Raw genomic sequence first — 12,910 nt, forward strand, 5'->3', positions numbered from 1 at the left:
GCGCCTTGCGTGCCCCAGGACAAACAGGTGAGGATTGCATCATGGTGGCAGCGCCAGGAGAAAACATGCGTATCAATGGCGATCGCCTTTGGGATACGCTGATGGACATGGCGAAGATCGGCCCAGGCATTGCCGGCGGCAACAATCGCCAAACGCTGACCGATGCCGATGCCGAAGGACGCAGCCTTTTCAAGACCTGGTGCGACAAGGCCGGCCTGACTGTCGGCGTCGACAAGATGGGTACGATGTTCGCCACTCGCCCCGGCACCGACCCGGCTGCGCTCCCCGTCTATGTCGGTTCGCATCTCGACACCCAGCCGACCGGAGGCAAGTATGACGGCGTCCTCGGTGTGCTCGCAGCGCTCGAAGTTGTCCGCACGATGAACGACCTCGGCATCAAGACCAAGCACCCGATTGTCGTCACCAACTGGGCCAACGAGGAAGGGGCGCGCTTCGCACCCGCGATGCTCGCCTCCGGCGTTTTTGCCGGCGTGCACACACTGGACTATGCCTATGGCCGCAAGGATCCGGACGGCAAGACCTATGGCGAAGAGCTGAAGCGCATCGGCTGGCTTGGTGACGAAGAGGTCGGCGCTCGCAAGATGCATGCCTATTTCGAATATCACATCGAGCAGGGCCCGATCCTCGAAGCCGAGGACAAGACCATCGGCGTCGTCACGCACTGTCAGGGCCTCTGGTGGCTGGAATTCACGCTGACCGGCAAGGAGGCCCATACTGGTTCGACGCCAATGAATCTCCGCGTCAACGCCGGCCTTGCCATGTCGCGTATCATCGAGATGGTGCAGAGCGTCGCGATGGAAAACCAGCCGGGGGCCGTCGGCGGCGTCGGCCAGGTTTTCTTCTCGCCGAATTCGCGCAACGTGTTGCCGGGCAAGGTGGTCTTCACTGTCGACATCCGCACGCCCGACAAGGAAAAGCTCGATCGCATGCGTGCCAAGATCGAAGCCGAAGGCAAGAAGATCGCCGATGCCCTCGGCGTCGGCTGCACGGTCGAAGCCATCGGCCATTTCGAGCCGGTGACTTTCGATCCGAAGCTCGTCACTTCCGTGCGCAACGCGGCCGAGAAACTCGGCTACAGCCACATGAACATCATCTCCGGTGCCGGCCACGATGCCTGCTGGGCTGCCAAGGTCGCCCCCGCCACCATGGTCATGTGCCCCTGCGTCGGCGGCCTCTCCCACAACGAGGCGGAAGAAATCTCCAAGGAATGGGCGACCGCCGGCGCGGATGTGCTGTTCCACGCAGTCGTCGAGACGGCGGAGATCGTGGCTTGAGCCAGAAGGACTCTGTCTCGAATTATGCAAGGGTCAGGCGACTGGCAAGTCGATACTGCTGGGGTGTCGAAAGGCAAATTGAGAGGCTGCAAGAATCTGAGGGCGAGGTACTTAGAGGAAGTGAGGAAACCCACCTTGGATACTCTCACTATACTCTCAAGAACGACTGGGAAGTGTTATTAATTTTTCTAAGTCGACTTCGGAGGTGTCTGTTGATGCTTCAGAAAATCGAGGCATCACTCCAGCCAGATTGCAGTTTTATCGCTCGTTTTGATAGCGCAGTTCCCAACCTCAAAGATCTGCGGGATTACGAGGAGCACTTCGATGATTATTCTTTGGGCAAGGGCAGAAATAAAAACGCCTTGTGGGGATATTTGGAGAGCTACAGATATGACGCGAGAGGCTTTTCGAACGGTTTAGGCGAATTGAGCGTGGAGGCGTCGCGTTCGGCGGCGTTGATTGTTTGGGAAGCAATCATCTCTGTTGAGGAAGACGCAAGAAGACTTGGTTACCTGACCTGGGAAGACCGGTACGGGACTGACAACACCAGGAGTACACAATGAGCACAGTCATCAAGGGTGGAACCATCGTCACGGCCGACCTGACCTATAAGGCGGACGTGAAGATCGAAGGCGGCAAGATCGTCGAAATCGGGCAGAATCTCTCGGGCAACGAAGTGCTCGATGCCTCCGGCTGTTACGTCATGCCCGGCGGCATCGATCCGCACACGCATCTCGAAATGCCGTTCATGGGAACTTATTCCTCCGACGATTTCGAGAGCGGCACCCGCGCTGCCCTTGCCGGTGGCACGACCATGGTGGTGGATTTTGCACTTCCCTCACCCGGCCAGTCGCTGCTCGAGGCGCTGACCATGTGGGACAACAAGTCCACTCGCGCCACCTGCGACTATTCCTTCCACATGGCGATCACCTGGTGGGGCGAGCAGGTCTTCAACGAGATGGAAGCCATCGTCCGCGACAAGGGCATCAACACTTTCAAGCATTTCATGGCCTATAAGGGCGCGCTGATGGTGGATGACGACGAGATGTTCTCTTCCTTCCAGCGCTGCGCCGAGCTTGGCGCATTGCCGCTCGTCCACGCCGAAAACGGCGATGTGGTCGCACAGATGCAGGCAAAGCTGCTGGCCGAAGGCAATAACGGTCCGGAGGCGCATGCCTACTCCCGCCCGGCCGAGGTCGAAGGCGAGGCAACGAACCGGGCCATCATGATCGCCGACATGGCCGGTTCGCCCGTCTACATCGTCCATACCTCTTGCGAACAGGCGCACGAAGCCATCCGCCGCGCCCGTCAGAAAGGCATGCGCGTTTACGGCGAGCCGCTGATCCAGCACCTGACGCTCGACGAAAGCGAATATGCCAACGCGGATTGGGACCATGCCGCCCGCCGCGTCATGTCGCCGCCCTTCCGTAACAAGCAGCATCAGGACAGCCTCTGGGCCGGTCTTGCCTCCGGCTCGCTGCAGGTGGTCGCGACCGACCACTGCGCCTTTACCACCGAGCAGAAGCGCTTCGGCCTCAACGACTTCACCAAGATCCCGAATGGCACCGGCGGCCTTGAGGATCGCCTGCCGATGCTCTGGACCTACGGCGTCAACACCGGCCGCCTGACGATGAACGAATTCGTCGCCGTCACATCGACCAACATCGCCAAGATCCTCAACGTCTATCCGAAGAAGGGCGCGATCCTTGTCGGCGCCGATGCCGATATCGTCGTCTGGGATCCGAAGCGCTCTAAGACCATCGCCGCCAAGACGCAGCAATCGGCGATCGACTACAATGTCTTCGAGGGCAAGGAAGTCACCGGCCTGCCACGCTATACGCTGACGCGGGGCGTGGTGGCCATCGAGGAAGGCACGGTCAAGACCCGGGAAGGCCACGGCGAGTTCGTCAGGCGTGATCCCTTCACCGCCGTCAACCGCGCGCTTTCGACCTGGAAAGAAGTCACAGCGCCGCGCAAGGTGCAGCGCAGCGGCATCCCCGCCAGCGGGGTATGACGCTTGGGCACGGCGCTTCGGCTCATCGGCCGCCTAGAGCAATTCCAGGAAAAGTACATAGCGGTTTTCCGTCCGAAATTGCGTAAAAACAAAGAGATAGAGCATTTTCGCGATTCGAAGAAAAGCGAAAATGCTCTAGCGCGGCACATACCGCTCCAGATCCGGCAGCAGGACGACGCTTTCCTGCTCGTTCGGGTCGGTTCGGGCGATGACCGCTGTCGCCGGCCGGTCGCTGAGATTCGCGGGAAGATGCGGAACGCCGGCCGGAATATAGAACATCTCGCCTTCGCGGACGATGACGTGTTCTTCCAGCCGGTCGCCGAACCAGCAATGCGTCTCGCCGGAAATCGCATAGATCGCTGTCTCATGCGAGGCGTGAAGATGCGCCTTGGCGCGGGCGCCGGGCGGGATCGTCAAAAGATGCATGCAGATCCCCGTCGAGCCCACCGTCTCGGCGGCAATCCCTTCGAAATAGCTGAGGCCCTGTTTTCCGGCATAGGCGCTGCCGGGCCGCACAACACGGCAGGTGGGCTTCGATGAGACATTCATGGCATTGCTCCCCTCGGTCCAGCAGCCAAAAGGCGCCCTCGCCTCTCCGGACTGCGGCAATGCCAAACAGGATAACACGCAATCCGCCCCAACCATGCGGCGAAAACAGGACTGGTAGGTGTTAATGACGTCATCCGCTTCCTCCGTCGTCTCCGCGCGGAATCTCTGTCTCACCTACGATACGAACGACGGGCCGGTGAATGCGCTGAGCAATGTGGATCTCGATGTTCGCAAGGGCGATTTCGTCTCCTTCATCGGCCCCTCCGGCTGTGGCAAGACCACCTTTCTGCGGGTGATTGCCGATCTTGAGCGAAAGACATCAGGCGACATCTCCGTCAACGGCATGTCGCCGGAAGATGCCCGCAAGGCCCGCGCCTACGGCTACGTCTTTCAGGCCGCAGCCCTCTATCCCTGGCGAACGATCGAAAAGAACATCGCCCTGCCGCTTGAGATCATGGGCTATGACAGGCAAGAGCAGGCCAAGCGCATCGCGCGGACCCTCGACCTCGTCAATCTCAATGGCTTCGAGCACAAGTTCCCCTGGCAGCTTTCAGGCGGCATGCAACAGCGAGCCTCGATCGCCCGCGCGCTGGCCTTCGATGCCGATCTGCTGCTGATGGACGAGCCCTTCGGCGCGCTGGACGAAATCGTCCGCGACTACCTGAACGAACAACTTCTGAAGCTATGGAAGCAGACGAACAAGACCATTTGCTTCGTCACCCACTCCATCCCGGAAGCTGTCTATCTCTCCACCAAGATCGTGGTCATGTCGCCGCGGCCGGGCCGCGTCACCGATGTCATCGAATCGACGCTTCCAGCAGAGCGACCACTCGACATTCGCGAAACGCCGGAATTCCTGGAAATCGCTCACCGCGTCCGGGAAGGACTGAGAGCGGGGCACAGCTATGAGGAATAGGACGATGGATAGCTCCGTCGCGCGACAGCCCTTCACCCTTGACCTGCCCCCGTGCACGGGGACGGCATAAGCATGGAAAAGGAACAGTTCTTCAAGCACAAGTTCCTGCCGGTCACGACGATCGTCCTGGCAATCATCCTGCTCTGGTACGTCTTCGCCGTCATCCTCAACGCGCCATTCCAGCGCGATCTAGACCGGCGCGGTAATGTCACCCCGACGACGGTGGAATTCATCGGCAAGACGCTGGCGCAGCCGAAGCCGACTCTGCCTGCGCCGCATCAGGTAGCGCAGAATGTCTTCGAAAACACTTTCCTGCGGGTTCCTACGAGCAATCGCAGCCTCGTCTACAATGCATGGATAACGCTGGCGCCGACGGCGGTCGGCTTCGCATTCGGCACAATCCTCGGCGTCCTCTTTGCAGTTGGCATCGTTCACCTCGTCGCACTCGACCGCAGTCTCATGCCCTGGATCATCGCGTCGCAGACCATCCCGATCCTCGCCATTGCGCCGACGATCATCGTCGTCTTCAGTGCCCTTGGCATAGACGGATTGATCCCGAAAGCGCTGATTTCCACCTATCTATCGTTCTTCCCGGTCACCGTCGGCATGACAAAGGGTCTTCGTTCGCCGGAAATCATGCATCTCGACCTGATGCGCACCTATAATGCCAGCAGCTGGCAGACCTTCTGGAAGTTGCGCGTGCCGGCTTCGGTCCCCTTCCTCTTCACCTCCATGAAGGTTGCGATTGCCGCAAGCCTGGTCGGAACGATCGTCGGCGAGCTGCCGACGGGCGCGGTCGCCGGCATCGGCGCAAAGCTGCTCGCCGGCTCCTACTACAGCCAGACGATCGATATATGGGCAGCTCTCGTCGCAGGCTCCGTCCTCGCGGCGGTCCTCGTCGGTATCGTCAGCATCGCTGCCCGCATTGTCGACCGTTCGATGGGAGGCAGAACGGCATGAGATCCTTTCATTTCTCCTGGCAAGGCATGCTTGCCATTCTTCTCTGTCTGTTGGCGATCCCCGCGTTGCCGATGCTTGCGGCGGATGCCGCGGCACCCGTCAGCAGCGGAACGACCTTCGTCATCTTCATTCTAATTGCCGCAGCGGCCGCCCTCTACTTCATGCGCCTATCCGCGGACCTGAGCGCGGCGACCCTCTTCTTCGGCGCGCATGCGGCGGCATGGCTGCTGCTTGCCGGAATTTCCGGCAATGAAGGCAAGGCGCAAGCGTCCTTCTTCATTCTGATTGCCGCCGCCTGGTTGCTGGCCTGGCGCTGCGTTTCCGTCCTATCGTCGATGCGGTCGCATTCGACCGCCGGCAATTATACGCTGCGGCTGCTGATCCCGGCGATCTTCGGCATATGGATACTGATCATCTGGGAAGCCGTCACTCGCGGCGCCGGCGTTTCTCTGGTCCTTTTGCCGCCGCCGAGTGCCATCGGCGCCAGGATCGTCAATTCAATTCCAACATTATGGATCGATGTCCGCCAGACGATCCTCACCGCTGTCCTGATCGGCTACATCATCGGCTGCGCCAGCGGCTTCATCGTCGCCATTCTCGCGGATCGCTTCGCCTTCCTGCGCCGCGGTCTGCTGCCCATCGGCAATTTCGTCTCGGCCCTGCCGATCATCGGCGTCGCGCCGATTATGGTCATGTGGTTCGGCTTCGATTGGCAATCGAAAGCCGCCGTCGTCGTCATCATGACTTTCTTCCCAATGCTGGTGAATACGGTGACGGGCCTTGCCGCCGCCGGCAATATGGAACGCGACCTGATGCGGACCTACGCGTCGAGCTACTGGCAGACGCTCTTCAAGCTGCGGCTTCCGGCCGCCGCTCCCTTTATTTTCAATGCGCTGAAGATCAACTCGACCCTGGCGATGATTGGTGCCATCGTGGCGGAGTTCTTTGGCACGCCCATGTCGGGCATGGGCTTTCGCATTTCAACCGAAAATGGCCGGTTGAACCTCGATATGGTCTGGGCCGAGATCGCGGTTGCCGCGATCGCCGGCTCGGTCTTTTACGGTATCGTCGCCATCATCGAACGAATGGTGACGTTCTGGCATCCGTCTATCCGTGGTGGGCAGGCGTAATCCAGGATCTCTTCAAAGGGATCGAGGCATAACTTCAGAGGGAAAGGGTGAAGACATGAAAAAAATAATCTTTGCATTGATGGCAAGTGCCATGACGCTTGCCGCCACCCAGAGCGCGATGGCGGCGGATAAATTGACGCTGCAGCTGAAATGGGTGGCCCAGGCTCAGTTCGGCGGCTATTTCGTCGCCAAGGACAAGGGCTTTTACAAGGAAGAAGGTCTCGATGTCGATATCAAGGCTGGCGGCCCTGATATCGCTCCGGAACAGGTGATCGCCGGCGGCGGCGCCGATGTGATCGTCGACTGGATGGGCGGTGCGCTGGTTGCCCGCGAAAAAGGCGTGCCGCTCATCAACATCGCGCAGCCCTTCGAAAAATCCGGTCTGGAGCTGATCTGCCCGAAGGACGGCCCGGTCAAGACTGAGAAGGATTTCAAGGGGCACACCCTCGGCGTCTGGTTCTATGGCAACGAATATCCCTTCTTTGCCTGGATGCACAAACTCGGCCTGAAGACCGACGGCGGCAAGGATGGCGTCAACGTTCTGAAGCAGAGCTTCGATGTGCAGCCGCTCGTCCAGAAGCAGGCCGACTGCATCTCCGTCATGACCTATAACGAGTACTGGCAGGCGATCGATGCCGGCTTCAAGGCCGAAGACCTGACCGTCTTCAACTACACCAAGCTCGGCAACGACCTTCTGGAAGACGGCCTCTACGTCAAGGAAGACAAGCTGAAGGATGCGAAGTTCAAGGCTGATATGGTGAAATTCGTCCGCGCGTCGATGAAGGGCTGGAAATATGCCGTCGAGCATCCGGACGAAGCCGCCGAAATCGTCATGGACAATGGCGGCCAGGATGAAAACCACCAGAAGCGCATGGCGGGCGAAGTCGCCAAGCTTATCGGCAACGGCAAACTTGATATGAAGACCTATGACCGTACGGCCGAAGCCTTGCTCGACCAGAAGATCATCAACAAGAAGCCATCCGGCGCCTATACGCATGAGATCACGGACGCTGCTCTGAAGTAGGCTGAAGCAATCACAGAGACTAAAACGCGCGAGGTTTGCGGCCTCGCGCGTTTTTTTTCATTTTGTAACAGCAGCCACAAAAGGCTGGCTTTCTTGCAGGAATTGCCTGAAAAGCCTTCGCCTATCAATTATTCGAATGCTGACATCACAATGCCGTGATTGCTTCGCATGGTTGTAGACGATAGAAATGCCCGCGAAATCATTTTCTCGTGATCTTGCGAGAATTGAAAACCGCTCCCATCTACAAGGGCGATTTTAGGATGAGGACCTGCAAGGCATGACAGACGGATATTACAGCGCCGCGCGTCAAATATGACGCGCAAAGGTCGCTGTAACACTTTAAATCTGCTGCGTAATTTTACCCTTGAATCGATTCGATTTAAGGAATTATGCAGTCATCCGCCGGGGAAGCCGGCTCGCATGCAGTGATCTCCCGTGCTCGCGACGGAAAACCGCGAAATCCCTTTGACCAATGCCGAACTGGAACCGGACGCATGGCCTTCACGCCGTTTAGACTTCTGAGCACGACTGCCATTCTGCTTTCCCTGCTGGCCGCTCCCGCTGCCATGGCAGAGCAGGCTGCCGTCACCACGCCGAAACAGAACCTGCCCGCAATCGTCATCACCACGGCCGCAATGCGCCACCTGACCGACAAGGTCGTCGCGAACGGCACGGTGAAGGCCGTCGAAGAAGTCTACATCCAGCCGCAGGTGGACGGTCTCTCCATCCGTTCGCTCAATGCAGATGTCGGTGACAAGGTCAGCGCGAACAGCACGCTTGCCACGCTGAACGACGACGCGCTGATCCTGCAGAAGAGCCAGATGCAGGCGACGCGGGCCAAGGGCGAGGCAAGCCTGGCGCAATTGCACGCACAGCTCGCCGAAGCCCGCGCCAATGCCGAAGAGGCCGAATTGCAGCGCGTGCGCGCCGTTGCCATGGGTGCCAAGGGCACCATGTCGACCTCCTCGGTGGAACAGGCCAATGCTTCGGCTGCCGCCAACAAGGCGCGCGTGGTTTCCGCCGAACAGGCAATCGCCGTTGCGGAGGCCGATCTCAAGGTCACGGATAGCCAGATCGCCGATACGGATCTGAAACTTGCCCGCACCGGCATCAAAACCCCGGTGGCAGGCACCGTCGCATCGCGCGATGCCCGTGTCGGGGCTATCGCGAACGGCAATGGCGATCCGCTCTTCACCATCATCCGCGACAGCCAACTCGAGCTGGTGGTCGATGTCTCCGAGACTGATATCACCAAGATCACGATCGGTCAGAAAGCGTCCATCGCGCTCTCCGGCAGCCGCGAGAAGCTTGCCGGAACTGTCCGTCTCGTCGCACCGATCGTTGATCCCGTCACCCGCCTCGGCGCGGTGCATATCACGATCGACGATGGCGAGAAGGCGCGCGCCGGCATGTATGGCAGCGCCGAGATCATCATTCGCCAGGAAGATGGCGTCGCCCTGCCACTGACGGCCGTCAATAGCGAGGAAAACGGCTCGTCCGTCCGCAAGGTCGAGAATGGCGTGGTCAAATTCCTGACTGTCGAGACAGGCATTCAGGACGCTGGCTATGTCGAGATCCTCAAAGGCCTGAAAGCGGGCGATGACGTCGTCGCCAAGGCCGGTGCCTATGTTCGCGATGGCGACCATATCACGCCTGTGCGCGACGCGTCGCAAGCCTCCAACTGAGCGAGAACGGCAAGATGAACTTCTCCGCCTGGTCCATTCGAAATCCAGTCGCCCCGCTCCTGGGCTTCTTCCTGCTGATGGTGGTGGGCGCGCACGCCTTCTTCAATCTGCCCATCACCCGCTTCCCGAACATCGACGTGCCGATCGTCAATGTCACCGTGACGCAGAGCGGCGCCTCGCCGGCCGAGCTCGAAATGCAGGTGACGAAGGAGATCGAAGACGCCGTCGCCAGCATCAACGGCATCGACGAAATCCAATCCACCGTCACGGATGGCCAATCGCAGACCGTCGTCGTCTTCCGCCTGGAAGTGCCGACCGAGCAGGCCGTTCAGGATACCAAGGATGCGATCGACCGCATCCGCGGCAATCTGCCGTCGACCATCGACGAGCCGATCGTCTCCAAAGTCGATGTCGTCGGCCAGGCGATCCAGAGCTTTGCCGTGTCCTCGCCGAACATGACGCTCGAGGAGCTGTCCTGGTACGTGGACGATACGGTCAAGCGCGCGCTGCAGGGCAAAGCAGGCATTGGCCGCGTCGACCGCTATGGCGGCGCCGATCGTGAAGTGCGCATCGAGCTCGATCCGAACAAGCTGAACGCCTATGGCATAACAGCGCTTTCGGTGAGCCAGCAGCTTCGCAGCACCAATATCGATCTCGGCTCCGGCCGCGGCCAGGTTGCCGGCAGCGAACAGGCAATCCGCGTGCTCGGCGACGCCCGCAACGTCGCCCAGCTCGCCGATACGACGATCGCTCTGACCAACGGCCGCTTCGTCAAGCTCTCCGATCTCGGCGCCATCAAGGACACCTATCAGGAACCGAAGTCCTTTTCGCGCTTCAACAGCGCCCCTGTCGTCACTTTCGGCGTATTCCGCGCCAAGGGCGCGAGCGAAGTGACGGTCGCCAAGACGGTCGCCGACACGCTCGACAAGGTGCGTGCCGAGAACCCGAACGTCTCGATCGAGATGATCGACGACTCCGTCTACTACACCTATGGCAACTACGAATCGGCGATGCACACGCTGATCGAAGGCGCCATACTGGCCGTCATCGTCGTCTTCCTGTTCCTGCGGAACTGGCGCGCAACGCTGATATCGGCGGTTGCCCTGCCGCTCTCCGCGATCCCGACATTCTGGATCATGAACCAGATCGGCTTCTCGCTGAACCTCGTCAGCTTCCTGGCATTGACGCTGGCGACCGGTATTCTCGTCGATGACGCCATCGTTGAAATCGAGAACATCGCCCGCCACATCAAGATGGGCAAGACGCCCTATCGCGCTGCCATCGATGCCGCCGATGAAATCGGCCTGGCCGTTATCGCGACGACCTTCACCATCATCGCGGTCTTTGTGCCGGTCTCCTTCATGCCCGGCATTCCGGGCCAGTATTTCATTCAGTTCGGTCTGACGGTCGCCTTCTCGGTGTTCTTCTCGCTGCTGGTGGCGCGTCTGATCACGCCGATGATGGCCGCCTATCTGATGCGCGCCGAAGATGGCGTCGACGATCATCACGACAATGACGGCCGCTTCATGCGTGGCTATAGCTGGCTGGTGCGGCTGACGACGAAGAAGTGGTACACGCGTTATCCGACGCTGCTCGCCGCCTTCGCCTTCTCGATCGCATCGGTCTTCGCTCTCATCATGTTCGTTCCCGGCAGCTTCATCCCGCCGGAAGACGCCTCGCGCATCGTTCTGTCAGCGGAACTGCCGCCGAACGCCCGGCTCGATGATACCGAACAGGCGACCAACGAAATCTATCGGCGCGTGAAAAGCATAGATGGTGTCGAAAGCGTCTTCGTGCTCGGCGGCGCCTCGCCGAAGGGCGATCTGGAACTGCGCCGCGCCACCGTAACGCTGACGCTCGGCAAGCTCGATCAGTCGCTGGCGAAGAAGCTGGTGAACGACGTCCTGGGCTCGCTCCCTGTCATCGGCCCTCACCTGCCGAAGGTCACCGTCCACGGGCGCGTACGCCCGCAATGGGACATCGAGAAGGAAGTCTTTGCAAAGCTGAGCTCCATTCCCGACGTCCGCATCACCAAGCTGAACGACCGCGGCGATCGCGACCTGACCTATAACTTCCTCTCGCGCAGCGAGAAGGATCTCAACCAGGCCGTCGGCATCCTGGAAGCCAAGCTGCGTACCGATCCGGCGCTCGCCAATGTCAGCGCCGACGGCGCCCTGCCGCGGCCGGAACTGCAGATCTATCCGCGCAAAGACGAGGCCGCGCGCCTCGGCATCACGCCGCAGATGATTTCCGACACGATCCGCGTTGCCACCATCGGCGACATCGACGCTTCGCTCGCGAAGATCTCGCTCGACGATCGCCAGATTCCGATCCGCGTTCAGGCCTCGCTCGGCATGCGCCGAGACCTGGCGGCGATCCGCGCTCTGCGTATCAAGACTGCCACCGGCAACACCGTGCCGCTATCGAGCGTGGCCGACATCGACTATTCCGAAGGCCTGTCGTCCATCAAGCGCAACAATCGCTTCCGCGTGGTCGCCATCGGCGCCGACCTGCCGCAAGGTGTGGCATTGGATACGGCATCCGAGCATTTCCTCGAAATCGTCAACAACGCCAAGATTCCCGCAACCGTGCATCTGGCGGAAAGCGGCGATACCAAGGTCCAGAAGGAAATGCAGCAGAGCTTCGGCAACGCCATGCTGCTCGGCCTCATGCTTGTTCTGACCGTGCTGATCCTGCTGTTCAAGGATGTGATCCAGCCCTTCACCATTCTGCTCTCGCTGCCATTGGCGATCGGCGGCGTGGCGCTGGCCCTGATCCTAACCGGCAACGCGCTGTCCATGCCCGTCATGATCGGCATTCTGATGCTGATGGGCATTGTGACGAAGAACGCTATTCTGCTGGTCGATTTCGCCATCGAGATGATGCATCAGGGCATGCCGAGGCTGGAAGCGGTGGTCGAAGCCGGCCGCAAGCGCGCCCGTCCGATCATCATGACCTCGATCGCCATGTCGGCCGGCATGCTGCCATCAGCTCTCGGCGTAGGCGAAGGCGGCTCCTTCCGCGCACCGATGGCGATTGCCGTGATCGGCGGCATCATCGTTTCCACGGTGCTCAGCCTGGTGGTCGTGCCGTCCTTCTTCCTCATCATGGACGACTTGTCCCGTCTGCTAGGCTATCTCTTCGGCAGACTTGTCGGAAGGAAGGATGTGGATGACGAGGTCATCACCAAGGAAGGCTTGGCCGTCGCCGTCAATGAAAACCGCCAGTCGCTTGCCAATCTGGAAGAGCGGCTTGAAACTATCGAGAACAAAGACGGCAGAAGCAGATCCGTGGGTACGAATGTCCTAAAGCTGCCGCCCTTCGCGGCAGAATAAAT

At 60.0% G+C, this 12,910-nt stretch carries 10 protein-coding genes; 9 read left to right on the top strand and 1 reads right to left on the bottom strand.

The features are described from left to right. The first annotated feature begins 41 nt into the window (after positions 1–41). The 3 genes from ACK83U_RS10930 to hydA all read left to right on the top strand — a co-directional run bounded on the left by ACK83U_RS10930 (position 42) and on the right by hydA (position 3,309). Positions 42–1,295, top strand: a complete 1,254-nt coding sequence (locus ACK83U_RS10930) for a Zn-dependent hydrolase (RefSeq protein WP_112604522.1) — start codon at positions 42–44, stop codon at positions 1,293–1,295. A gap of 215 nt (positions 1,296–1,510) precedes the next feature. Beyond that, complete coding sequence (locus tag ACK83U_RS10935) at positions 1,511–1,858, top strand: hypothetical protein (RefSeq protein WP_162708019.1); 348 nt, start codon at positions 1,511–1,513, stop codon at positions 1,856–1,858. Continuing rightward, positions 1,855–3,309, top strand: coding sequence for a dihydropyrimidinase (gene hydA, locus ACK83U_RS10940; protein WP_112604516.1), 1,455 nt, complete (start codon positions 1,855–1,857; stop codon positions 3,307–3,309). The genes ACK83U_RS10935 and hydA overlap by 4 nt, the downstream gene beginning before the upstream one ends. A 135-nt stretch (positions 3,310–3,444) precedes the next feature. Here hydA and ACK83U_RS10945 read toward each other — a convergent pair whose 3' ends face one another. Then, the gene (locus ACK83U_RS10945; protein ID WP_015340823.1) at positions 3,445–3,858 is read right to left on the bottom strand and encodes a cupin domain-containing protein; all 414 of its coding nucleotides are present in this window, start codon (positions 3,856–3,858) and stop codon (positions 3,445–3,447) included. A 124-nt stretch (positions 3,859–3,982) separates the two neighbouring features. Here ACK83U_RS10945 and ACK83U_RS10950 point away from each other — a divergent pair, with 124 nt between their 5' ends. From ACK83U_RS10950 to ACK83U_RS10975, 6 genes are all read left to right on the top strand, one after another. Further along, entirely contained in the window at positions 3,983–4,774 is a 792-nt protein-coding gene (locus ACK83U_RS10950; RefSeq protein WP_112604513.1) for an ABC transporter ATP-binding protein, read from the top strand. A gap of 72 nt (positions 4,775–4,846) precedes the next feature. Further along, positions 4,847–5,734: an ABC transporter permease gene (locus ACK83U_RS10955; RefSeq protein WP_112334903.1), complete on the top strand. Its 888-nt coding sequence runs from the start codon at positions 4,847–4,849 to the stop codon at positions 5,732–5,734. Then, positions 5,731–6,864, top strand: coding sequence for an ABC transporter permease (locus ACK83U_RS10960; RefSeq protein WP_112604510.1), 1,134 nt, complete (start codon positions 5,731–5,733; stop codon positions 6,862–6,864). Before ACK83U_RS10955 ends, ACK83U_RS10960 begins: the two co-directional genes overlap by 4 nt. A gap of 55 nt (positions 6,865–6,919) precedes the next feature. Then, positions 6,920–7,888, top strand: coding sequence for an ABC transporter substrate-binding protein (locus ACK83U_RS10965; RefSeq protein ID WP_112604507.1), 969 nt, complete (start codon positions 6,920–6,922; stop codon positions 7,886–7,888). Positions 7,889–8,382: 494 nt separating this feature from the next. Further along, entirely contained in the window at positions 8,383–9,573 is a 1,191-nt protein-coding gene (locus ACK83U_RS10970; protein WP_112411498.1) for an efflux RND transporter periplasmic adaptor subunit, read from the top strand. 14 nt (positions 9,574–9,587) lie between these two features. Further along, positions 9,588–12,908, top strand: coding sequence for an efflux RND transporter permease subunit (locus ACK83U_RS10975; protein ID WP_112604504.1), 3,321 nt, complete (start codon positions 9,588–9,590; stop codon positions 12,906–12,908). Positions 12,909–12,910: the final 2 nt, after the last annotated feature.

This window comes from Rhizobium sp. WW22, assembly GCF_047041135.1.
GTDB lineage: Bacteria > Pseudomonadota > Alphaproteobacteria > Rhizobiales > Rhizobiaceae > Rhizobium.

Excerpts from the sequence above, each read along its gene's own strand:
- ACK83U_RS10930 (WP_112604522.1), top strand. The coding sequence starts at position 42 with ATGGTGGCAGCGCCAGGAGAAAACATGCGTATCAATGGCGATCGCCTT.
- ACK83U_RS10935 (WP_162708019.1), top strand. The coding sequence starts at position 1,511 with ATGCTTCAGAAAATCGAGGCATCACTCCAGCCAGATTGCAGTTTTATC.
- hydA (WP_112604516.1), top strand. The coding sequence starts at position 1,855 with ATGAGCACAGTCATCAAGGGTGGAACCATCGTCACGGCCGACCTGACC.
- ACK83U_RS10945 (WP_015340823.1), bottom strand. The coding sequence starts at position 3,858 with ATGAATGTCTCATCGAAGCCCACCTGCCGTGTTGTGCGGCCCGGCAGC.
- ACK83U_RS10950 (WP_112604513.1), top strand. The coding sequence starts at position 3,983 with ATGACGTCATCCGCTTCCTCCGTCGTCTCCGCGCGGAATCTCTGTCTC.
- ACK83U_RS10955 (WP_112334903.1), top strand. The coding sequence starts at position 4,847 with ATGGAAAAGGAACAGTTCTTCAAGCACAAGTTCCTGCCGGTCACGACG.
- ACK83U_RS10960 (WP_112604510.1), top strand. The coding sequence starts at position 5,731 with ATGAGATCCTTTCATTTCTCCTGGCAAGGCATGCTTGCCATTCTTCTC.
- ACK83U_RS10965 (WP_112604507.1), top strand. The coding sequence starts at position 6,920 with ATGAAAAAAATAATCTTTGCATTGATGGCAAGTGCCATGACGCTTGCC.
- ACK83U_RS10970 (WP_112411498.1), top strand. The coding sequence starts at position 8,383 with ATGGCCTTCACGCCGTTTAGACTTCTGAGCACGACTGCCATTCTGCTT.
- ACK83U_RS10975 (WP_112604504.1), top strand. The coding sequence starts at position 9,588 with ATGAACTTCTCCGCCTGGTCCATTCGAAATCCAGTCGCCCCGCTCCTG.